General features: G+C 52.6%; 25 protein-coding genes. 8 read left to right on the top strand and 17 right to left on the bottom strand.

The features are described from left to right. Positions 1-32: 32 nt before the first annotated feature. The 4 genes from VH187_RS22985 to mutY all read right to left on the bottom strand — a co-directional run bounded on the left by VH187_RS22985 (position 33) and on the right by mutY (position 4,003). Positions 33-1,289: a nucleoside permease gene (locus VH187_RS22985; RefSeq protein WP_329703745.1), complete on the bottom strand. Its 1,257-nt coding sequence runs from the start codon at positions 1,287-1,289 to the stop codon at positions 33-35. Between the two features lie 234 nt (positions 1,290-1,523). Then, entirely contained in the window at positions 1,524-2,603 is a 1,080-nt protein-coding gene (mltC, locus tag VH187_RS22980) for a membrane-bound lytic murein transglycosylase MltC (RefSeq protein WP_329703794.1), read from the bottom strand. Between the two features lie 46 nt (positions 2,604-2,649). Continuing rightward, positions 2,650-2,925 (bottom strand): oxidative damage protection protein, encoded by a 276-nt coding sequence (locus VH187_RS22975; protein WP_329703744.1) that lies wholly within the window; start codon positions 2,923-2,925, stop codon positions 2,650-2,652. Between the two features lie 25 nt (positions 2,926-2,950). After that, entirely contained in the window at positions 2,951-4,003 is a 1,053-nt protein-coding gene (gene mutY / locus VH187_RS22970; protein ID WP_329703743.1) for an A/G-specific adenine glycosylase, read from the bottom strand. A 143-nt stretch (positions 4,004-4,146) separates the two neighbouring features. Here mutY and trmB point away from each other — a divergent pair, with 143 nt between their 5' ends. The 5 genes from trmB (at position 4,147) to VH187_RS22945 (ending at position 8,141) form a co-directional block, all read left to right on the top strand. Continuing rightward, positions 4,147-4,866, top strand: a complete 720-nt coding sequence (gene trmB / locus VH187_RS22965) for a tRNA (guanosine(46)-N7)-methyltransferase TrmB (RefSeq protein WP_329703742.1) — start codon at positions 4,147-4,149, stop codon at positions 4,864-4,866. Next, positions 4,866-5,192 carry a YggL family protein gene (locus VH187_RS22960; RefSeq protein ID WP_329703741.1) on the top strand — a complete coding sequence of 109 codons (327 nt, stop codon included), beginning with the start codon at positions 4,866-4,868 and terminating at the stop codon, positions 5,190-5,192. Before trmB ends, VH187_RS22960 begins: the two co-directional genes overlap by 1 nt. A 54-nt stretch (positions 5,193-5,246) precedes the next feature. Continuing rightward, positions 5,247-5,966, top strand: coding sequence for a YggN family protein (locus VH187_RS22955; protein ID WP_329703740.1), 720 nt, complete (start codon positions 5,247-5,249; stop codon positions 5,964-5,966). A 473-nt stretch (positions 5,967-6,439) separates the two neighbouring features. Then, positions 6,440-7,489, top strand: coding sequence for a plasmid segregation protein ParM domain-containing protein (parM, locus tag VH187_RS22950; RefSeq protein ID WP_329703739.1), 1,050 nt, complete (start codon positions 6,440-6,442; stop codon positions 7,487-7,489). Further along, the gene (locus VH187_RS22945; protein ID WP_329703738.1) at positions 7,482-8,141 is read left to right on the top strand and encodes a hypothetical protein; all 660 of its coding nucleotides are present in this window, start codon (positions 7,482-7,484) and stop codon (positions 8,139-8,141) included. Before parM ends, VH187_RS22945 begins: the two co-directional genes overlap by 8 nt. Positions 8,142-8,215: 74 nt before the next feature. Here the strand turns inward: VH187_RS22945 and hemW are convergent, their stop codons facing one another. From hemW to VH187_RS22920, 5 genes are read right to left on the bottom strand one after another with little or no spacing between them, the layout of a single operon-like run. Next, on the bottom strand, positions 8,216-9,352 hold the full coding sequence (hemW, locus tag VH187_RS22940) for a radical SAM family heme chaperone HemW (RefSeq protein ID WP_329703737.1): 1,137 nt from the start codon (positions 9,350-9,352) through the stop codon (positions 8,216-8,218). Further along, positions 9,352-9,939 carry an XTP/dITP diphosphatase gene (locus VH187_RS22935; protein WP_329703736.1) on the bottom strand — a complete coding sequence of 196 codons (588 nt, stop codon included), beginning with the start codon at positions 9,937-9,939 and terminating at the stop codon, positions 9,352-9,354. Before VH187_RS22935 ends, hemW begins: the two co-directional genes overlap by 1 nt. A gap of 11 nt (positions 9,940-9,950) precedes the next feature. After that, positions 9,951-10,238, bottom strand: a complete 288-nt coding sequence (gene yggU, locus VH187_RS22930) for a DUF167 family protein YggU (RefSeq protein ID WP_329703735.1) — start codon at positions 10,236-10,238, stop codon at positions 9,951-9,953. Then, positions 10,235-10,801, bottom strand: coding sequence for a YggT family protein (locus tag VH187_RS22925; protein ID WP_329703734.1), 567 nt, complete (start codon positions 10,799-10,801; stop codon positions 10,235-10,237). Before VH187_RS22925 ends, yggU begins: the two co-directional genes overlap by 4 nt. Positions 10,802-10,823: 22 nt before the next feature. Continuing rightward, positions 10,824-11,528 carry a YggS family pyridoxal phosphate-dependent enzyme gene (locus VH187_RS22920; RefSeq protein WP_329703793.1) on the bottom strand — a complete coding sequence of 235 codons (705 nt, stop codon included), beginning with the start codon at positions 11,526-11,528 and terminating at the stop codon, positions 10,824-10,826. Between the two features lie 15 nt (positions 11,529-11,543). Between VH187_RS22920 and VH187_RS22915 the strand changes: the two genes are divergently transcribed. Then, a complete protein-coding gene (locus VH187_RS22915) occupies positions 11,544-12,524 on the top strand; it encodes a type IV pilus twitching motility protein PilT (RefSeq protein WP_329703733.1) in 981 nt (326 codons plus the stop codon). A 561-nt stretch (positions 12,525-13,085) separates the two neighbouring features. Further along, positions 13,086-13,739, top strand: coding sequence for a LuxR C-terminal-related transcriptional regulator (locus VH187_RS22910; RefSeq protein ID WP_329703732.1), 654 nt, complete (start codon positions 13,086-13,088; stop codon positions 13,737-13,739). Positions 13,740-13,778: 39 nt separating this feature from the next. Here the strand turns inward: VH187_RS22910 and ruvX are convergent, their stop codons facing one another. The 7 genes from ruvX to VH187_RS22875 form a co-directional block, all read right to left on the bottom strand. Further along, positions 13,779-14,195 carry a Holliday junction resolvase RuvX gene (gene ruvX / locus VH187_RS22905; RefSeq protein WP_329703731.1) on the bottom strand — a complete coding sequence of 139 codons (417 nt, stop codon included), beginning with the start codon at positions 14,193-14,195 and terminating at the stop codon, positions 13,779-13,781. Further along, on the bottom strand, positions 14,195-14,758 hold the full coding sequence (locus tag VH187_RS22900) for a YqgE/AlgH family protein (RefSeq protein WP_329703730.1): 564 nt from the start codon (positions 14,756-14,758) through the stop codon (positions 14,195-14,197). The genes ruvX and VH187_RS22900 overlap by 1 nt, the downstream gene beginning before the upstream one ends. A gap of 110 nt (positions 14,759-14,868) precedes the next feature. Further along, positions 14,869-15,816 (bottom strand): glutathione synthase, encoded by a 948-nt coding sequence (gshB, locus tag VH187_RS22895; RefSeq protein WP_329703729.1) that lies wholly within the window; start codon positions 15,814-15,816, stop codon positions 14,869-14,871. 24 nt (positions 15,817-15,840) lie between these two features. Beyond that, complete coding sequence (rsmE, locus tag VH187_RS22890) at positions 15,841-16,572, bottom strand: 16S rRNA (uracil(1498)-N(3))-methyltransferase (RefSeq protein WP_329703728.1); 732 nt, start codon at positions 16,570-16,572, stop codon at positions 15,841-15,843. A gap of 20 nt (positions 16,573-16,592) precedes the next feature. Continuing rightward, positions 16,593-17,327 carry a deoxyribonuclease I gene (gene endA / locus VH187_RS22885; RefSeq protein ID WP_329703727.1) on the bottom strand — a complete coding sequence of 245 codons (735 nt, stop codon included), beginning with the start codon at positions 17,325-17,327 and terminating at the stop codon, positions 16,593-16,595. Between the two features lie 94 nt (positions 17,328-17,421). After that, entirely contained in the window at positions 17,422-17,922 is a 501-nt protein-coding gene (locus VH187_RS22880) for a SprT family zinc-dependent metalloprotease (protein ID WP_329703726.1), read from the bottom strand. An 83-nt stretch (positions 17,923-18,005) separates the two neighbouring features. Continuing rightward, on the bottom strand, positions 18,006-19,400 hold the full coding sequence (locus VH187_RS22875) for a sugar porter family MFS transporter (protein ID WP_329703725.1): 1,395 nt from the start codon (positions 19,398-19,400) through the stop codon (positions 18,006-18,008). 432 nt (positions 19,401-19,832) lie between these two features. Here VH187_RS22875 and VH187_RS22870 point away from each other — a divergent pair, with 432 nt between their 5' ends. After that, a complete protein-coding gene (locus VH187_RS22870; RefSeq protein WP_329703724.1) occupies positions 19,833-20,282 on the top strand; it encodes a hypothetical protein in 450 nt (149 codons plus the stop codon). 77 nt (positions 20,283-20,359) lie between these two features. Here VH187_RS22870 and metK read toward each other — a convergent pair. After that, on the bottom strand, positions 20,360-21,052 hold a 693-nt coding region (metK, locus tag VH187_RS22865; RefSeq protein ID WP_329703723.1), incomplete at its 5' end, for a methionine adenosyltransferase.

The raw sequence follows: 21,052 nt of genomic DNA, 5'->3' as shown, positions 1-21,052 counted from the left end.
TCTCCGGATGGAGAGTGTGGGTTACACCTGAATTAATGGGTGACAGGCTGAGCGCCCGCAACCGTTGGTACATGTTTGTATTTGAACATCGCCACGAACGCGAAGGCTAATACCAGGGAATAACCGGCGAAAATCAGCCACACGCTTTGCCAGTCAGTAATGCCGTTGACGGTATACATCTCCACCACTTTGCCACTGACAATCCCGCCGAGAATACAGCCGAAGCCGTTGGTCATCATCAGGAACATGCCCTGAGCGCTGGCGCGGATTTCCGGTTTCACCTCTTTTTCGACAAACACCGAACCTGAGATGTTGAAGAAGTCGAACGCACAGCCGTAGACGATCATCGACAGTACCAGCAGGATGGTGCCGAACGGTGTTGGGTCGCCGTAGGCAAACAGACCGAAGCGCAGCATCCACGCAAAGATACTGATAAGCATCACGTTCTTAATACCATAGCGGCTCAGGAAGAACGGGATGGTAAGGATAAACAGCGTTTCGGAAATCTGCGAAATCGACATCATCACCGAGGCGTGCTGCACGATAAAGCTGCTGGCAAACAGTGGATCTTTATCGAAGCTGTGCAGGAAGGTGTTGCCGAACATATTGGTAATTTGCAGCTCTGCGCCCAGCAGCATGGAGAAGATAAAGAAAATCGCCATGCGTTTGTTTTTGAACAGCGCGAACGCGTCGAGGCCGAGCATGCTGCTCCAGCTCTGTTTTTGCTGCTGATTGGATACCGGAATGTGCGGCAGCGTCAGGGTAAACAAGCTCAGCACCAGCGACAGCGCCGCGCCGATATACAGCTGCATATGGCTCAGTTCGAAGCCGGAGAAGCTCACCGCCCACATCGCCATAATGAAGCCGATGGTGCCCCAAATGCGGATGGGTGGGAAGTCGGTCACAATGTCCATACCCGCTGCTTTCAGGCGGTAATAGGAAATTGTATTAACCAACCCAAGTGTTGGCATATAGGCCAATGAATTCAGCAGGATAATGACAAACATTTCACCTGGAGTGGTCACACTCGCCGCCATAAACAGCGTGCCTGCGCCCACCAAATGGCAAAGTGCGTACACCCATTTCGCGCTGATCCACTTATCTGCCACGATCCCCAACAGCGTCGGCATCAATACGGCGGCAATGCCCAGTGAGCTATAAACGGCACCGATAGATGCACCGTCGAATTTGAGCGTGACGAACATATAAGAGCCGAGGGTGGTCAGCCAGCTCCCCCAAAGACAGAACTGCAGGAACGACAGTATTTTGAGCTGCAGCTTAAGGTTCATGTTAATTTCCTCACAAAGTGACGGGAGCTATGTTGTTATAGAAACATTTGCGGCCTGAATTTGATGCGATTCTATCGAGGTGAGGTCATGCGTTTTGTTACCGCCCGCAAATAAATGCAATATTTCTTCTTTTGCACCACAGAATAGTGACGTATTTAACATTTTTGTTGGGAGGGGGCGTATCTGGGAGGGAGGAAAGGCCCGTAAACCGGGCCTTTAGGGCGCTGAAAACGTTTATTTACGGCGATAGCTTTTCTGTGTGTTGTTCACTTTGTACAGATAGCGACGCGATTCGGCGGACGGATGGCGAGTGGTCAGCGTTTGATACACATCGCCCGGTGCCATGCTGTTAATGATGTTGGCTGCCTGAACTTTATCGCTGGAGAACACCCGAAGCACGCTGCCTGCCCCGCCGTTATAAGCGGTGATCACGGCATAGCGGCGTGAGGTTGGGTTCTCAATGCCGCCCAGATAGACGTTGCTCAACATCGCCAGGTAGGCGGTGCCGGTATCAATGTTACTGGCGGGGTCGAACAGGTAACTGCGGCTTGGCGTGCCTGATTTCCCCTGTGCCTTGTAAACGTCTTTTCCGGCAGTGTGTTGCACAACCTGCATCAAACCCAGCGCGTCAGAGTTACTGACTGCATACGGGTTGAATGACGATTCGGTCTGCATAATCGCCAGGATCAGCGACTCGTCCACGCCGTATTTACGGGATGCCTGACGCACCATGCCGATGTATTTATGCGCACGTTTATCAAGGTGGTTTGGCACCAGACTGATGGTCACGCTATAGATGACATGCAACCCGTTCTGGCGGCTTTTGAGGCGGTTTTGCAGCAGCCAGTCGGCGTAGTTCGATGCGCGGCCCTGCCAGCGAATCGGCTGCCCGGTGTTATCCACCACCTGGCCGTACAGGAACGGCTCTTTGGAAATCTGGATATCATCGGCATCGGAATAGAGATCGACAGAACCCGGATCGTCACCCATCAACAGCGTTTTGATAATGGTCTGACGCAGATGCCCCGTAGGATCGGTTCCGGCAATGGTTTCGAACGTGATCGTACCGTCATCAAAGTTGATGTGGCTACGGGTGTAATACTGGTCGGAATATTTTACGTAGTCCTTCGGTCCTGCGACCAGAACTTCGTTGTATCCCCAGATATTCTCGATGTTATGGGCAAACTGCCCCATCAGAATGTCAAAACCGTTGGTGTCCTTTACCCAGGCTTCGTTAAAGGGCGTACCCTTTTTCGAGCCTGAACACGAAATGAGCAACGGCGCAATCAGGGCTAGCGCTAAATATTTTTTCATCATTCCGGGAGTGCGTGTCGGGTTGCGAAAAAGGGCCGTCAGGCCCTTAGTGTTGTTCTGGCGGCGTATAGCCTTCGATGTGTACGTCTTTGCCTTCGAACAGGAAATTGACCATTTCCTCTTCCAGCAATTTGCGGTGTTCCGGGTTCATCATCGTGAGTTTTTTCTCGTTGATGAGCATGGTCTGCTTATGCTGCCATTGCGCCCAGGCTTCTTTTGAGATTTCGTTATAGATGCGTTTGCCGAGTTCACCCGGGTAAAGCTGGAAATCCTGGCCGTCAGCATCGCGCTGCAGGAAGGTACAAAAAATGGTTCTGCTCATGACTAATCCTCTTTATGGCCGTCGCTCAAACCAGAGCGCCGACGCGTAACTGCTGTAACAGGCGCTCAACGGGTGCCGCCAGCCCGACAGACGGTGGCTGGGCTAAGTTATACCAGAGAGCGCTGCCTTCATCCATGCATGCGGTAACAGACTGCACATTGAGCCACATTGGCACAATATCCAGATGGAAATGGCTGAATGTATGACGGAAAGCGGTTTGTTGGGCGAGACCGTCAGCCTTTATCTGGCGCTGTGCCAGCCACTCACGTAACTCGTTTTCGCCTGGAAATTGCGGGAAGCAGAACAAGCCGCCCCACAGGCCGCTGGGCGGTCGCTGCAACAGAAACACGTCGTCTTCATGCTGCATAATCAGGAAATATCCGACGCGTTCAGGCAATGTTTGCTTTGGTTTTTTGCCTGGATAGTCGGCCCAGGAATGGTTGGCGTACGCCATGCAGCCGCTGTTCAGCGGGCAGAGTTCGCATTTCGGTTTTGAACGGGTGCATACCAGCGCGCCCAAATCCATCATCGCCTGATTAAAGCGCTCCACGCCTTTGGCGGGCGTCACATTTTCGCTAATTTCCCACAGCCGTTTTTCGACGTCTTTCTTGCCGGGCCAGCCGCCGACCGCATAACAGCGGGCGAGCACACGTTTCACGTTGCCGTCGAGAATGGGGAAATGCTTACCGAGTGACAGCGAAAGTACCGCGCCTGCGGTAGAACGACCCACGCCGGGCAGCGCCGCCACTTCATCAAAGGTTTCCGGAAAATTGCCGTTGTGCAATGTGGCAACCTGCTGCGCGGCTTTATGCAAATTGCGAGCACGGGCGTAATAGCCAAGGCCGGTCCACAGATGCAGGACTTCATCCAATGGCGCGTGAGCGAGATCGGTAATCGTCGGAAAGCGCGCCATAAAGCGCTCAAAATAAGGGATAACCGTCGCAACCTGCGTTTGTTGCAACATCACTTCGGAGAGCCATACTTTGTACGGTGTTTTCTCTATTTGCCAGGGCAGGGTCTTACGCCCATATTTGTCGTACCAGTCCAGCACCTGGGCTGAAAATTGAGAGGCTTGCATGGCTACCGATTCGCTGTATCAGGGACGCAGATTGCAGCACAGCGTCACCGGGCTGTAAACCGGATCTTTCCCATGCTTGCATACTTCGCCTGAGTTTGGATAATGCCCGTTTCCCGAATACTCACCAGGTAGACTGAATTTTTATGAACAACGACGTCATTTCACCGGATTTTGATGAAAACGGCCGCCCGCTGCGCCGTATTCGCAGCTTTGTCCGCCGTCAGGGCCGCCTGACCAAAGGGCAGCAGCACGCGCTGGACAACTATTGGCCGGTGATGGGCGTTGAGTTCAGTGAAACGCCAGTCGATTTCGTCGACCTGTTTGGTCGCGACGCGCCAACTACGCTGGAGATTGGCTTCGGTATGGGCGCATCACTCGTCACGATGGCGCACGCCAAACCTGAGCAGAACTTCTTAGGCATTGAAGTGCACTCGCCGGGCGTCGGGGCGTGTCTCGCCTCTGCGCATGAAGAAGGCGTAGAAAACCTGCGTGTGATGTGTCACGACGCGGTAGAAGTGCTGCACAAAATGATTCCTGACAATTCTTTGAACATGGTTCAGCTGTTTTTCCCTGACCCATGGCACAAAGCACGTCATAATAAACGCCGTATCGTTCAGGCACCTTTTGCTGAGCTTGTGAAAAGCAAGCTGAAACTCGGCGGCGTCTTCCACATGGCGACCGACTGGGAAGCGTATGCGGAACACATGCTGGAAGTGATGTCGTCGCTCGACGGGTACAAAAACCTCTCTGAGAGCAACGATTACGTACCGCGTCCGGATTCACGTCCGGTAACCAAATTTGAACAACGTGGCCATCGTCTTGGCCATGGCGTATGGGACTTAATGTTCGAGAGGGTGAAATAATGGCGAAGAACCGTAGCCGTCGTCTGCGTAAAAAAATGCACATCGACGAATTCCAGGAATTAGGATTTTCCGTTGCATGGCGTTTCCCGGAAGGCAGCACCGAAGAGCAGATCGATAAAACCGTAGATGATTTCATCAACGAAGTGATCGAGCCGAACAAGCTGGCCTTCGACGGCAGCGGCTATCTGGCATGGGAAGGGTTGATTTGCATGCAGGAAATCGGCAAATGCACCGAAGAACACCAGGCCGTTGTGCGCAAATGGCTGGAAGACAAGAAGTTTGCCGAAGTGCGTACCAGCGAACTTTTCGACGTTTGGTGGGACTAAACAAACATAAAGGGCCAGCACTCGCTGGCCCGTTTTGTATCTACAGGAGTTTACATGATGCGTAAAACGTTGCTGGCCGCGGCCCTTACCGTCACCGCCTTTGCCGCGCAGGCCGATTATCAGTGCAGCGTGAGCCCGCGTGACGACGTTATCCTCAACCCGCAGACCGTGCAGGTGAAAGGCGAGAACGGCAATCTGGTGATTACCCCCGATGGCAACGTCATGTACAACGGCAAACAGTACACCCTGAGCGCCGCACAGCGAGAGCAGGCGAAAGATTATCAGACCGAACTGCGCAGCGCATTGCCGTGGATTGATGACGGCGCCCGCACCCGTGTGGACAAAGGCCGTGTCGCGCTGGACAAAATTATCACTGAGCAAGTGGGTGCCAGCAGCAACATGCATGCCCGCCTGACCAAACTCGATGCGCAGCTCAAAGAGCAAATGAACCGCATTATCGAACATCGCACTGACGGCCTGACGTTCCATTATAAAGGCATCGATCAGGTGCGCGCCGACGGCCAGGAGCTGGTGAATCAGGCGATGGGCGGCATTCTGCAAGACAGCATCAATGAGATGGGCGCGAAAGCCGTGGTGAAAGGCGGTGGCAATCCTCTGCAAGGCATTCTTGGTAGCCTAGGTGGCTTACAGGGCGCGATTCAGGACGAATGGAAAAGCCAGCAGGCTGATTTCCAGAAGTTCGGCAAAGACGTGTGCAGCCGCGTCGTGTCGCTCGAAGAGAGCCGTAAAACGTTAGTCGGATCGCTGAAGTAGATTTACGTCACTCACAACCCCTCTCATTCTGGAGAGGGGATTGCCCAACTTCGTATTGCCCCGCATTGACTTTACCCATCGTATAAATAATTCTGATTACCATGCTTATGTTTATTTTAAAATAATGAGTAACATGGATTTGCAGTCAAATTAAATATTGCGGAAACATGACTTCCGGTGTTCTGGAAGATATTTTTCCATAACCGGAAGAGTAGCGGGTAAATATAAAATAATAAGAGGAGTTGCCTTTATTTTGTTCACTTTTGGGATATAATCTCAAACAATCCATGTAGCGCGGTGTGCCGTTGTGAATAGCGTTGTAGCGTGACCCTAAGTCAATAATCAACTGATTTCAGCCAGTTATCTCATGCCAGCCATGAGAAGGCCTCCGCATTTTTACCCCTGTGGGTATGTCTTCTGTTTATCCTGCGTGCTTTAGTGTTTCCGGATAAGTAATTATTGAGAGTTAAGTTATGACCCAGTCACAAATGAAATTTGCCATCGATGATGGATCCACCAATGTAAAATTAAGCTGGATTGAACAAGGCACATTAAAAACCATTGTTTCACCAAATTCGTTTCGTAAAGACTGGAAAAGTGCGGCGCTGCTGCGTGGTCAGAAAGTCTATAACTACACCATTGGCACGACCAAATACACTTACGATGCAACCTCGGATAAAGCCCTTTCCACGACACACATCGACTACCAGTATGACGATCTGAATCTGCTGGCTGTTCATCATGCATTACTGCAAACGGGTCTCGAGCCTTGTGACGTCGAAATCGTGGTGACCTTGCCGATCACGCAGTTCTACAATCCGGACGACTGCCAGAGAAACGAAGAGCGCATCGAAGCAAAACGCCGCAACCTGATGCGTGAGATTTCACTCAACAAAGGCGACGTATTCCGCATCGTCAATGTAGAAGTGATGCCAGAAAGTCTGCCTGCTGCGCTATCCCATTTGTTGAAAGCAGACATCAGCGAATTCACTAAGTCGCTGGTGATCGACTGCGGTGGCACGACGCTGGATATGGGCATCATCGTCGGTGAATTTGATGATGTTTCCGCTATCTACGGCAACAACGAAATTGGTGTGGCGATGGTCACGGATGCCACGCGTAAAGCGCTGGCCTCTGCTGACAGTGATTCCAGCTATCTGGTTGCGAATGAACTGATTAAGCGTCGTCATGATATGAATTTCGTACGCAGCGTCATTAACGATGAATCGCGCATCGATGACATTCTTCGTGGCATTGAAATCAAAATCAAAGAGCTTGGCGAACAGGTTGCGCACGAAGCGAAGAAATTCGCTCGTAACCCAAACCGCGTTTACCTGGTCGGCGGTGGCGCAACGTTAATTGAAACCGCCGTGCGTGAAGTGTATGCCACTCTCGGCGAGCGCGTTATCACCATCGATAAACCGCAAAGTGCGCTGTCGCGCGAAATCTGTCTTTTCCATTCTGAATCAGGCGCAGAGGAAGTCGAAGAGCCGGTTCTGCTTGAGGTAGAGGACAATGAGTAACGGGCCAATCCGCCAGGTTAACTTCTCGCTCCATCTGCGCCCGGACTCGTCCAAAGCAGATGAGCGAGTGCTGAGCTGGCTGAATCAATGGCACAGCGATCTAAAGCAGGGCAGCGACGATCGCAACAATGCGAATATGGAGATCCGCGCTTTCCATCGTAATGTCTATCTGGCAGGGCTACAGCTTCAGCTTCTCGAGCCGCAGTTGTGTAACGCCATCGCGGAATCTATTAGCCGCGAAGATATGACGCTGCCGGAGCTGGTGGGCAAACTGGTGCGAGAAAAACTGATGCCGGAAGGTGTGCCGATGGCGGCAGTGACTGGCGGTAAAGCGTCAGAGTTCACTTCCCAACAGCTCAGTCAACTGGAACAGTTACTGAGCCAGCATAAACCAGAAGTGGCGGCTGCGCCCTCTGGTGATAATGGATTAAGTGCCGATCAGCAGGCTGAATTTCAGCGCGTGCGCGAAGAGCTCAACAGCCTGAAAGGGGTGCTGAATCAGCAGACCCGATTGCTCCAGCAGTTGCAGCGTCAGGGCGTTAGTGCTCCGGCAGAAGCGACGAAAGGCGATGGCACGGAGGAGAGCGATTTGTCCGCGCTGTCAGCCCCGACCGAAAAAATGCAGAAGATTAAGCAGAAAGGGATTTTCTAATACCGAAGTGAAGCCGGATTTGATGCTGACGGAGAGGAGCCTCTCCGTCTTTTTCGCGAGCCCGGCACACAACGTTATTCGCTCAGAAACAGCTCCAGCAGCGAATTCAAAAACAGTTTACCGTGCTCGGTAATCTGCCACTCTTGCTCACTTTCAGTGAGATAACCTTGCGCCATCGCTTCGTCAATTTGCGGTCGAATGACGGATTCCGCGAGCCCGGTAAACGCCGTAAATTCTGCGCGGGGAGCGGCTTCAAGCAGACGGAAGCGGTTCATAAAGAACTCGAACGGTTTATCCGATTCTTCCACATCATGTTGGCGTTCCAGATAGCGGCCTTCCATAAATCCGCGCGGATGACGCGTTTTGGCTGTGCGTAAAATACGTCCGTCCGGGAAGGTCACTTTGCCATGTGCGCCGCAGCCGATACCGATGTAATCACCAAAACGCCAGTAGTTCAGGTTGTGCTGACACTGATAACCCGGTTTGGCATAGGCTGAGGTTTCATACTGCTGATAACCCGCAGCCGTCAGCAGAGCGTCGCCTTGCTCAAAAATATCCCACAGCGCGTCGTCGTCTGGCAGTTTCGGCGGGCGAGAGCCAAACAGTGTATTCGGTTCGATGGTGAGCTGATACCACGACAGATGCGGTGGATTGAGGGCGATAGCTTGTCGCAAATCGTCCAACGCTTCTTCCAGCGTCTGATCCGGCAGGCCGTGCATCAGGTCGAGGTTAAAGCTACGCAAGCCTAAACCTGTCGCCAGATGGGCCGCGCGTTTGGCTTCTTGCGAATCGTGAATGCGCCCCAGACGTTTGAGCTTCTCTTCGCTAAAACTCTGCACGCCAATTGAAATGCGGTTCACGCCAGCGCGCTGATAGTCAGCAAAGCGGTCAGCTTCCACCGTACCCGGATTGGCTTCCATGGTAATTTCCGCATCTGCCGCCAGGTTCAGGCGCGCACGCACGCCGTCGAGCAGCGTCTGCATCGCCGGACCGGAAAGCAGGCTCGGTGTGCCTCCACCGATGAAAATCGTTTTTACTTCGCGTCCCTGCGCATACGGCACATCGGCGTCCAAATCGGCCAGCAGATGCTGAACGTAGTCGTCGTGCGGCACTTCGCCTTTCAGCGCGTGCGAATTGAAATCGCAGTACGGGCATTTCTGCACGCACCAGGGAATGTGAATGTAAAGACTCAGCGGAGGGAGAACGGTCATTAACGCAAGGCTTCCAGTAACAGTTTCAGCGCCTGCCCACGGTGGGACACAGCAATTTTTTCTTCACGGCTCAGTTCTGCTGCCGTTTTACCGGCTTCAGGGACAAAGAATATTGGGTCGTAGCCAAAGCCACCATTACCCGCCGTTTCGCGGGTAATCACGCCCGGCCAGCTGCCGTGACAAACAAGCGGCGTCGGGTCTTCGGCATGACGCATATACACCAGCACACAGTGGAACTGCGCCTGGCGCTTGTCGTCCGGCACGTCTTTCAGCGTCACCAACAGCTTTTCCAGATTCTGCTGGTCAGTCGCGTCAACGCCCGCGAAACGTGCGGAATAAATACCTGGCGCGCCGCCGAGTACGTCGACTGCCAGACCTGAATCATCGGCAATAGCAGGCAAGCCGGTGACTTTTGCGGCGTGACGCGCTTTAAGGATCGCATTCTCGATAAACGTCAGTCCGGTCTCTTCCACCGACTCCACGTTCAGTTCGGTCTGCGCGATAACGTCGAGACCAAAATCGTTTAACAGCGAGGCGAGCTCGCGCACTTTACCGGCGTTACCGGTAGCCAGAACTACTTTTTGCATGGGATGTCCTGTCAGGTGAGCGCTTCAACGCCCGAAGGGATTTGCTGCGGGTGAATAATTTTTATCTGCTTATGGCGGCCAAGCTCGCCTTTCTCAATTATCACCTGGCTCTTCGCGACGCGAAACTGTTTGGCGAGAAATTTAATCAGATGTGCATTGGCCTGGCCGTCAACCGGAGGGGCGGTGATGGCGACTTTAAGCTCGTCGCCATGCAGCCCAACAATACTGTCACGGCTGGCTTTCGGCTGAATATACAGCCGTAAAACCAGCCCGTCTTCGCAGGTTACGACAGCACTCATAGTACCATCCATAGCCCCGGCAGCAGCATATTTCCGGTCGCCTGCAACAGCTCTGAAATGCCCATGTTTGCCACATACAACAGCAGCACAAGGATCATCGGAGAGAAGTCGATGCCGCCCATTGAAGGCAACATGCTACGGATAGGGCGCAACAGCGGATCAGCTAATTGCATCAGCACGAATTCGACCGGGCTACGACCACGGCTGACCCAGCTCATGATCGCCATCAGCATCAACACCCAGAAGATCAGCAGACCGATGGTTTTCACAAGGATCAGTACCGCTGAGATCCAGATGATCGGCTGGAATGTAATGACCATAAACAGCACGATCGCTTTCAATACGCAGAGCACGAAAGCAATCAGCAAAGATGAGCTGTCAATCGGCCCCATCGCAGGAATAACGCGGCGCAGCGGCCCGACAAGCGGCTGAGTGGCTTTCACCACGAACTGCGAAAACGGATTGTAAAAATCACAGCGGGCCCACTGCATCCAGACGCGGAGCAGCATCACCATGGTGTACAGCTCAATCACCGTCGAAAGCAGGAAAGTCAACGTCTTCATGGCGTTCCTCAGTTGTCCTTATTTATTGTTGTGTGTAATCGCGCGCGCCAAAAATGGCAGTACCGATGCGCACCATCGTGCTACCCGCCGCAATGGCGGCGTCCATATCGTCTGACATGCCAAGCGACAGCGTGTCTACGGACGGATAGCGTGTTTTCAGCCGGGCAAATGCTACCGCCATTTGTTGGGCAACCGCAAACTGCCTTACATATTCTGACTCTGGAGCAGGGATGGCCATCAAACCGCGCAGGCACAGACCTGGCAATGCAGCCACTTCGGCCGCCAGCGCGTCAACATCCTCAGGTGCAATCCCGGACTTACTCGTTTCATCGCTGATATTCACCTGAATCAGTACGTTCAGCGGCGGCAGATGCGCCGGGCGCTGCTCACTCAAACGACTGGCGATACGCAGACGATCGACGGTATGACACCAGTCGAAATGCTCAGCCACCAGGCGACTTTTGTTCGACTGCAACGGGCCAATAAAGTGCCATTGCAACGCGTTCTGTCCCGCTTCCTGAAAATAGCGGATCTTTTCTACCCCTTCCTGAACGTAGTTTTCGCCAAAGGCACGCTGGCCCGCAGCGATAGCTTCCTCGATGGCGCTCGCAGGTTTCGTTTTACTCACTGCAAGCAACGTAACTTCTTCTGGAGCACGGCCGCAAAGGGCGACAGCGGCTGAGATTTTGTCCCTGACCTGTGTCAGGTTATGCGCAATGTCGGTCATTTTCAGGATGATGATATGGATATGCAGGAAATTGTGGCCCTTAGTGTAAAGCATAATGTCTCGGATCTACACCTGTGCAACGATGGCACGGTACGCTGGCGGCGGCAGGGGAGACTGGAACTCGCGCCGTTTACCGCACCCGAGGCGCAATTGCTGCTGTATGACTGGTTGAGTCAGGCGGCGCAGCGGCAGTGGCAAACGGAGAACCAATGCGACTTCGCAGTACAAACCGATGGCGGTACGCGCCTGCGTGCCAGCGTATTTCGTCATGTAGACGGAGTCTCTCTGGTCTTGCGACTCTTACCGGAAAGCTGCCCGCAGTTGTCGTCATTGGGCGCGCCGCCCGCCATTAATGAATTATTGAATGAGGAAAGCGGGCTGATTCTGGTGACCGGCGCGACGGGAAGCGGGAAATCCACCACGCTTGCGGCGATGGTCGACCATCTCAATCATCAGCGCGACGGGCACATTCTGACGCTGGAAGATCCGGTGGAGTTTGTGCATCACAGCGAACGATGTTTGATTCATCAAAGAGAAGTGGGAGCGCATTGTGGATCATTTTCTGCGGCACTGCGCGTGGCATTGCGTCAGGATCCGGATGTGATCCTGCTAGGTGAGTTGCGAGACACAGAAACTATTCGTCTGGCGTTGACGGCGGCAGAAACGGGCCATCTCGTGCTGTCCACGCTGCATACGCGCGGTGCAGCTCAGGCCATTGAGCGGCTGGTGGATGTTTTCCCTGCCGGGGAAAAAGAGCAGGTGCGTAGCCAGCTTGCCGGAAGCTTGTGTGCGGTGCTGGCGCAAAAACTGTTGCCGGACAAACAAGCGGGGCGAGTGGCTCTCTATGAACTGCTGGTGAACACGCCTGCTGTGGGCAGTCTTATTCGCGAAGGGAAAACGCACCAGCTACCCGGCGTAATGCAAACCGGGCAGCAGGCGGGGATGCTGACTTTTGCTCAAAGCTATCAACAGCGACAGGCGGCGGGTCGTCTATAACCCCGAAATCTGCGTAATGCCGCTGAACAGGCTCATTTCAGCGGCACTTTTTATGTATTGGTTAACGATATGAAAATTATTTAGTGAAAAAACGTGAGTCCGATCACGCCTCCAGGTCAAAGTATCGAGTTATTTGCCGAATAATTAATCGTTGTTGGGCAGCCCCAGTAAAATACAATTATTGTGTTAGCGGGATTAATACTTAATTAATACTAATGTTATATTGATGTTGATATTCAGTCGGGCTAATACAATTTATTTTTTACACTCTCAGTAATATGCATCATTACTGGTGTTGTAAAAACGAACGCTGCGGAACATGTATCAGGCAAACCCGCGCCACGCATGAGATTGTATTGCGCAGGCGTAGAAAAAAAGGGTGATAATCTTTTGACACTTATCAGGCATTCGTTCTATTCTGTTTATGAGGAATAGGATTTTTCTCATGAAATATCATTTCGGTGTGTACGTTTGAAATTTATATATTCATACACGTTGTTTGTGTCTTTTTGACCCATTTAATCACCATGATGGTGAGCCTCAACTATGGAGAGTTTTTAAATGCTTGATGTATCAGAGAGTGTAGGCAAATCACGTCAGCTTCTTCTTATCACTCACCCGTCTGTACAAGCGAATGCTTTTGCGAATTATCTGTCCGATCTCCTTTCTGTTTTTGTTGATGTGCACAATATCAATAAACCGCTGTTACAGCGCCTCCCGCGCGAAACGGTGGTATTGTTTGATATTGCCGTATCGACGAAAAAACTGAATGGGATTTGGCGAGATATTATTCAGTCGCAGGTGGAAAACCCGCGCTTGCTTATTATCAATAGCGCACAAAAGTATGAGCTATACGAAATGGCGAAATGGCCAGCGCTTTACGGAGTATTTCGCCATGACGATGATGAATCGCGCTTAATTGAGGGCGTCAAAGCTGTGCTTCACGGCGAGCAGACGGCTGAATTGAGCGTGATGCACCCTGCCATGTATGCAGCGGTTCACACATCCAGCGATTCAGACAATATTCCGTTGACCGAACGTGAATGTGAAATCCTCAATGAATTGCGCTATGGCGCAACCAATATGGATATCGCGCGAGCGTTATTTATTAGCGAGAATACGGTACGAACGCACCTGTATAATGTTTTCCGCAAATTAAGCGTGAAAAACAGAACCCAGGCGGTGAGTTGGGCGAACGAAAATCTGCGTCACTGATTGTGCCACAAAACCCTCTCCCGCAAGGGAGAGGGAGTCTCAAAATCCCTGCTCGAAAAAGCTTTCCAGAATCACTACCGCTGAGGCAGAGTCCACTTTGCCTTTGTTCAGCGCGCGGTATCCGCCGTGCTCAAACAGCCCTGCGCGTGCCTCTACGGTGCTTAGGCGTTCGTCGTGAAGGATAATTTTCACGCCAAAGCGACCATGAATTTTGTTGGCAAAATTGCGGGCGCGAGCGGTGAGCGGTTGTTCTGTACCGTCCATATTCAGCGGCAGGCCAACAACCACGGCTTCCGGTTGCCACTCTTTCAATATTTTTTCGACAGCGGTCCAGTCTGGCGTGCCGTCCTGCGCTTTCAGCGCACCGAGTGGACGGGCGGTTCCGGTCACGCGTTGTCCGACCGCTACGCCGATACTGCGCGTGCCGAAGTCGATGCCTATCAATGTGCCGCTCATCAGGCGTGCCCTGCCACGCCGGGCATGGTCTGAATATCAATACCAATCAGACGAGCCGCGTCACGCCAGCGGTCGGCGAGCGGTGTTTTGAACAGAATGTTGAGATCGGCCGGCGCGGTCAGCCAGGCGTTATCAAGAATTTCTTGCTCGAGCTGACCTTTTTCCCATGAAGAATAGCCCAGCGCGACCAGCACTTCTGTCGGCTGTTCAGCGGTGCCGAGCGTTTCAAGCACGTCACGGGAAGTGGTAATCACAGTGTTGTCAGAAATGCGGATACTCGACGAGAACGATGACGGTGGTGTGTGCAGAATAAAACCGCGGTCTTCCGCAAGCGGGCCGCCGAGCATCACCGGTTTGTCGAGACGAATCTCCGGATCACGCGGGTCCGGGGTGATTTTCAGCTTTTCCAGAATCCCTTCAACCTTCAGATTTTCCATCGGTTTATTGATGATGATCCCCATCGCTCCGTCGTCATTGTATTCACAAATGTAGATAACGGTACGGCGGAACATCGGGTCCTGGAGAGCAGGCATGGCAATTAGAAAGTGGTGCTGTAAATTCATTGTCAGAGGTTCTGTTTCCTGGTTTAAAAAGCAACAACGGCCAGTATGCGGGCAAACCAGGGCGCTGTCGAGAGAAGGCGGGAGTCCATTGCTCCCGCCGTATCAGCGGATTACTTACCCAGACGCTTTTCGATAGCGTCCATCAGCATGCCTGTAATGGAGACAGGGAATTCGGCTTCGATTTCACGAATACAGGTAGGGCTGGTGACGTTAATTTCCGTCAGACGATCGCCAATGATGTCGAGGCCGACAAAAATCAGCCCTTTTTCTTTCAGCGTTGGTCCCACTTTACGGGCGATTTCCCAGTCGCTTTCTGACAGCGGACGTGGTTCACCACGGCCCCCTGCAGCCAGGTTGCCGCGCGTTTCACCGCCCTGTGGAATACGTGCGAGGCAGTACGGCACCGGTTCGCCATCAACCACCAGCACGCGCTTATCACCGTCTTTGATGGCAGGCAGGTAGTTCTGCGCCATGCAGTAGCGCGTGCCGAGTTCGGTCAGGGTTTCTGCGATAACGCCAATGTTTGGGTCATCTTGCTTCACGCGGAAGATAGAGGCGCCACCCATGCCGTCCAGCGGTTTCATGATGATGTCACCGTGCTGCTGCCAGAAGGCTTTCAACTGTGCTTTGTTGCGCGTGACCAGTGTTTCCGGGGTCAGGTCAGAGAACCAGGCGGTGAACAGCTTTTCGTTACAGTCGCGCAGGCTCTGCGGTTTGTTGACGATAAGCGTGCCTTTTTCTTCTGCGCGCTCAAGAATATAAGTCGCGTAGATAAATTCGGTATCGAACGGTGGATCCTTACGCATCAGGATAACGTCGAGATCGGCAAGCGCCACATCCTGTTCGCCGTTAAAGCTGTACCAGCCGTCGTAGTTCTGCTCAACGCTCAACAGACGCGTCTGCGCCCGTGCTTCGCCGTTAATCAGATAGAGATCGTTCATCTCCATATAGTGGAGTTCGTAACCACGACGCTGCGCTTCCAGCAGCATAGCGAAGCTGGAATCTTTCTTGATGTTGATCTTCGCGATGGGGTCCATCACGATGCCGAGCTTGATCATTACTCTTCTCCTGTAACGCGAGTATTAGCCCAGATCGCCAAAACGCACCTGAAGCGCGGTGATGGCGGTGAGCGCAGTGGTCTCAGTACGCAGAACGCGAGGTCCTAACAGAATATCAGTAAACGCATAGCGAGCGGTCATGGCAATTTCATCCGCCGTCAAACCGCCTTCCGGGCCGATGAGCAGACGCACACGCTCAACCGGCTGCGGTAGCGTGTTGATGCTGGCGCTGGCGCGTGGGTGCAGATTGAGCTTCAATCCGCTCTCTTCCTCGGCGCACCACTGTTCCAGATCCATTGCCGGGCGGATCTCCGGGATCACATTTCGCCCGGACTGTTCACAGGCGGCGATCGCGATTTTCTGCCACTGCTGGAGCTTCTTGTTCAGACGTTCAGCATCCAGTTTAACGCCGCAGCGTTCGGAAAAGAGTGGCGTAATGAGGCTTACACCGAGTTCAATCGATTTCTGGATGGTGAATTCCATCTTTTCGCCGCGCGACATCACCTGGCCGAGGTGGATATGCAGCGGCGATTCGCGGTCATCGGTCTCGGCGCTGAGCACATTGACCCGCACGCTTTTCTTATCGGCCTGAGTGATTTCGGCTTCAAAGACCTGATTGCTGCCGTCAAACAGCTGAATGGCCTGGCCTGCGCCCATGCGCAACACGCGGCCTACGTGATTCGCCGCGTCTTCGCTCAGGGCAATCTGGCTGCCAGCAGCAATAAATTCAGGGTGATAGATGCGGGGAATGCGCATAGTCTCAGGGTTTCCGGATTTCAGTTAACGTTTGACGCTAGTGTAGGGTAGCTCTTTTGTGCCTGGCAAGCCTGCTGGACGTACGGGTTGTGATTCCCTTGAATCTTCGCGATACGTTCGTCGCGTGTACATTCCCACGCACTGACCGGGTATTGCTTATCCCAGGCGGTGAACAACTGCGTTTGCTGACGAGACAGCGTGAGCTTGTACTGGTCGCGCATATAGAAGTAGGTACGTGCAATAGAGCCGCGTGCGCGCGCAGGCGGTTCAGCAATTTTATCTTTGAAATCGACCTTCATGGAACACTGGCCATATTGGCCTTTACCACCATTCCACTGGCTGTACATGAAGTTATTTCTGTCACCATTCACCTCGCCAACGGCGGGTTGCAGGTTATGCATATCGCTTTCGATTTTGCGATACACCGGATCTTTGGCGCAGTTTTTACGTCCACCGTCCTGCCAGCATTGCAGCAGATGACCGAACTGCCAGGCAGGCATCACATGTTCCCATTCGACGCGGCTGGCGCGGGTTTCGTTTTTACGTACTTTATAGCCGCAGGACTCCAGATCGATAACGCCTTTTTTGCCCTGCCAGTCAATTTTACAGCCGCAATAAAAGTCACCCGGAACGTCAGCATTGACCTTCACTCCGGCAGTTTTCGCCTGAGAAAAACTGTTGATACCAACGGCCAATACAGGGCCGGAAAGGGCGATGGCAAAAAAGGCCAGCGCCAAAAGAGATTTGCGGGACATCACGAACTCCGTGTCAAAACGAGCCCGCAACGTAGCGAATGCTGTTGTCAGATGCAATCAGTCAGATCAGAAAACTTCCAGTTATTTCCGAAGGTTACTTTTCCGCCACCAACGGATCGCCGCAATGCACACAGCGATAAACCGCTTCGCCACGCATTACGCGATTATGGCGACGCACGGTCAGCTGATGCTGTTGGCAGCCGCAGCGATAGGGGAAAGTATTTTTGCGCACGGACTCCAGTTCAAACTGGTGTGTGCGTTGGGCAGGTACACCCAGCACGCTCTCCATCATCCATTTCCACTCTTTACCGTGCGGCGAGACGCGGCCAAAGCGTTTCCACACCAGCAAATGCGCCAGTTCGTGTGGCACGACTTCATCGATAAACGCCTGTTGGTTTTCCAGCAACAACACGGGGTTGAGGCGAATTTCATAGCTTTCAAGCCAGGCAGTGCCCGCTGAGGTGCCGCGCTGTTGCCACGTCAGTTTCGGTTCAGGGAAATTGCGGTCGAGCTTTTGATTCGCGAGCGCGAGTTTTTCCCGCAGGCTACGCATAACGGCTTGCTGAAGGGCGATGGGGAGGCGAGGGGTTTTCATAGCGCAAAAGGATAGAGTGTGAGGCGGGGTGGTGCAAGAGGTGGTTTTGCCCGGCAAGCGTATGCCGCCGGGCGTAGTGGAAATTAGTTGTGAGCGCCAATCTCGCGCAGACGACGGCCTTTCATCAGGTTACGTTCGATATGCTCCAGCGACACGTGTTTGGTTTCTGGCACCAGCCACAGCGTCAGGACGATGAAGAACAAGTTCAGGCCGCCATAAACCCAGAAGGTGTTAGCGTTGCCCAGTGTGTTCAGCATGGTCAGGAAGGTCGCACCGACAATCATGTTAGCAATCCAGTTGGTCGCGGTTGAGCAGGTGATGCCGAAATCACGTCCTTTCAGCGGCTGGATTTCAGAGCACAGTACCCAAATCAGCGGACCGGCGCTCATTGCGAAGCCCACAATAAACATCAGCAGCATGGCGACGGCGAAGTACTGCGCGCCCGGCGTGTGGATGCCGTTGTGCATCATGGTGCCCAGCACGCCCATACCGACCGCCATGACCAGGAAGCCAAGCACCAGCGTCGGTTTACGTCCCCAACGATCCACAAGACCGATAGCGATAAAGGTAGCGAGTACGTTAGTCAGACCGACAATAACCGTGCCCCACATCTGTTCGGTGGTATTGGTGTAGCCCGCCAGTTCAAAGATTTTTGGCGCGTAGTACATGATGACGTTCATCCCGGTGAACTGCTGCATCACCTGCAACAATACGCCAAGGAATACTGCGCGGCGGAAGTTACTGTTGTCTTTGAACAGCGCCCAGCCAGATTGTTTGATTTTCAGGCTTTCGCGGATCTCTTCCAGCTCTTGTTTCGCTTCTGCGCTGGTATCACGCAGGCGTTGTAGCACGCGTTCGGCATCGTTGAAGCGGCGTTTGGCTGCGTACCAGCGCGGGCTGTCCGGCAGGAAGAACACACCAATCAACAGCAGAATAGCCGGGATGATGATCACGCCGAGCATCCAGCGCCATGCGCCGCTGTAACTAAAGGCGGTGTCGGAGAGATATGCACCCAGAATACCGATGGTGATCATCAACTGGTACATCGAAATCATGCTGCCACGGATTTTTTCCGGCGCAATTTCAGACAGATAAAGAGGTGCAGTATAAGAAGCCACACCGACCGCCAGGCCAAGTAGTACGCGGGAGAGCAGCAGCACTTCAACGTTTGGCGCAGCGGCAGAGCACAGCGAGCCGAGAACAAATAGGATCGCGCCAATCATCAGGCTTTTTTTACGGCCCAGGCGATAAGAGAGCCAGCCGCTGCCGACAGCACCGACCGCAGCACCAAACATCATCGAGCTGACAACCCATTCCTGAGTGTGTGAGTCAATCTGGAATTCATGGGTGATAAATGGCAATGCGCCCGCGATCACACCGATATCAAGGCCGAAAAGTAATCCCGCAAGGGCTGCGAGAAAACAGACAAAGAACGTTATCGCCTTGTTGGAACGCCCCTGTTTTTTATTGTCAGGCATATCGCCCTCCACTTAATTATTAATTTCGTCAATGTGAAGGGTAGGTTAGGGATACGTGAAAAGATGTGAGATAAATCACATTGGTGTAATCGGTTACACTATTGTCATGTTGTGTAAGCTAAATTAATTATTATAAATCAGTGCGATATGTTTTTACGTGTGGTCTGGAAAAATTTAAATTTCGGAGTTAACTGAAATGTTATGTAACAGCACGCAATTTCCAGTCATGCAAAGCGATTAATCTTAAAATAGTCCAACAAGTATCAATGTAATCGCTTTCATTGCAGGTGTAGTTTGGCACTTCCCACTGATTCGCTAAAAAAGATGGATTTTTGAACAGTATAACAAGCAAAATAGCATTGCCTGGCTTTGCTCGTTTAAGGAAATGAGAAGGATATTCAGGCGAAACTTTACTCAGTATAGGGACGTCAAATGGAAATGCTATTGCAAAACAAATGGAGCTCTGCAGGGATGTTAATGGGTGCCTTGGCCCTCGTAATCGGTATTTTTCATTATACCTTAGGGCCTGTTTCAGCCCCGACTGTGTCACTCGAACGTGCTGTTGCTGAACACGTTTCTGCCATAAAAAAAGGCGTCATTGCGGGTCTTAAAGGCCAGAATCCCTCCGAGGCTGAGGGAACTCATCGCGTCAATATTGATAAAGTAATTGATAACACAGGGATTGGTTTGGCGGTTTTGGCATTGGTGTTCGCTTTCGTGGGGGGGATGTGTAAAGAAAATAGCTGGAGCATTAGGGGCGCAATAGTATTTGGCGGTGGGACCCTGGCCTTTCACGCCATCTTGTTTGGGATTGCTGTTGTCTTTGCCATTCTTGTGCTAATGCTTATTCTTTCATGGCTGAGTGGTACGCTCCCTGTTTAGTGAACGGTAACGACATCGATCGCACAAAAGCAAAAGGCCAGCGCGAGGCTGGCCTTTAGAGAATGAAACGCAACGGTTTATTTCAGGCCGGCAGCTTCACGCAGCACAGCGGCTTTGTCGGTTTTTTCCCATGGGAAATGTTCGCGACCAAAGTGACCGTATGCTGCGGTTTCTTTGTAGATTGGGTGCAGCAGGTCCAGCATCTGAATCAGGCCGTACGGACGCAGGTCGAAGAACTCGCGTACCAGCAGGGTCAGTTGCTCGGTCGGCACTTTTTCAGTACCGAAGGTTTCAACCATGATGGACGTCGGTTCTGCTACGCCAATCGCGTAAGATACCTGGATTTCACAACGGTCAGCCAGGCCCGCCGCGACGATGTTTTTCGCCACATAACGCGCAGCGTACGCCGCAGAACGGTCAACTTTCGATGGATCTTTACCAGAGAATGCACCGCCACCATGACGTGCCATGCCGCCGTAGGTATCAACGATGATTTTACGTCCGGTCAGACCGCAGTCGCCCATTGGACCACCGATAACAAAGCGTCCGGTTGGGTTGATGAAGTATTTGGTTGCGGAGCTCAGCCATTCAGTTGGCAGAACCGGCTTGATGATCTCTTCCATCACTGCTTCCTGCAGGGATTTCTGATCGATATCTTCCGCATGCTGAGTAGACAGAACGACCGCGTCAATACCGACGATTTTGCCGTCGTCGTACTGGAAGGTCACCTGGCTTTTTGCATCCGGACGCAGCCATGGCAGGGTGCCATT

Source organism: Scandinavium sp. (genome assembly GCF_036271055.1).
Taxonomy (GTDB): Bacteria; Pseudomonadota; Gammaproteobacteria; order Enterobacterales; family Enterobacteriaceae; genus Scandinavium.
The sequence above is the reverse complement of the archived record's forward strand: the minus strand, read 5'-3'. Positions and strand labels throughout refer to the sequence as shown.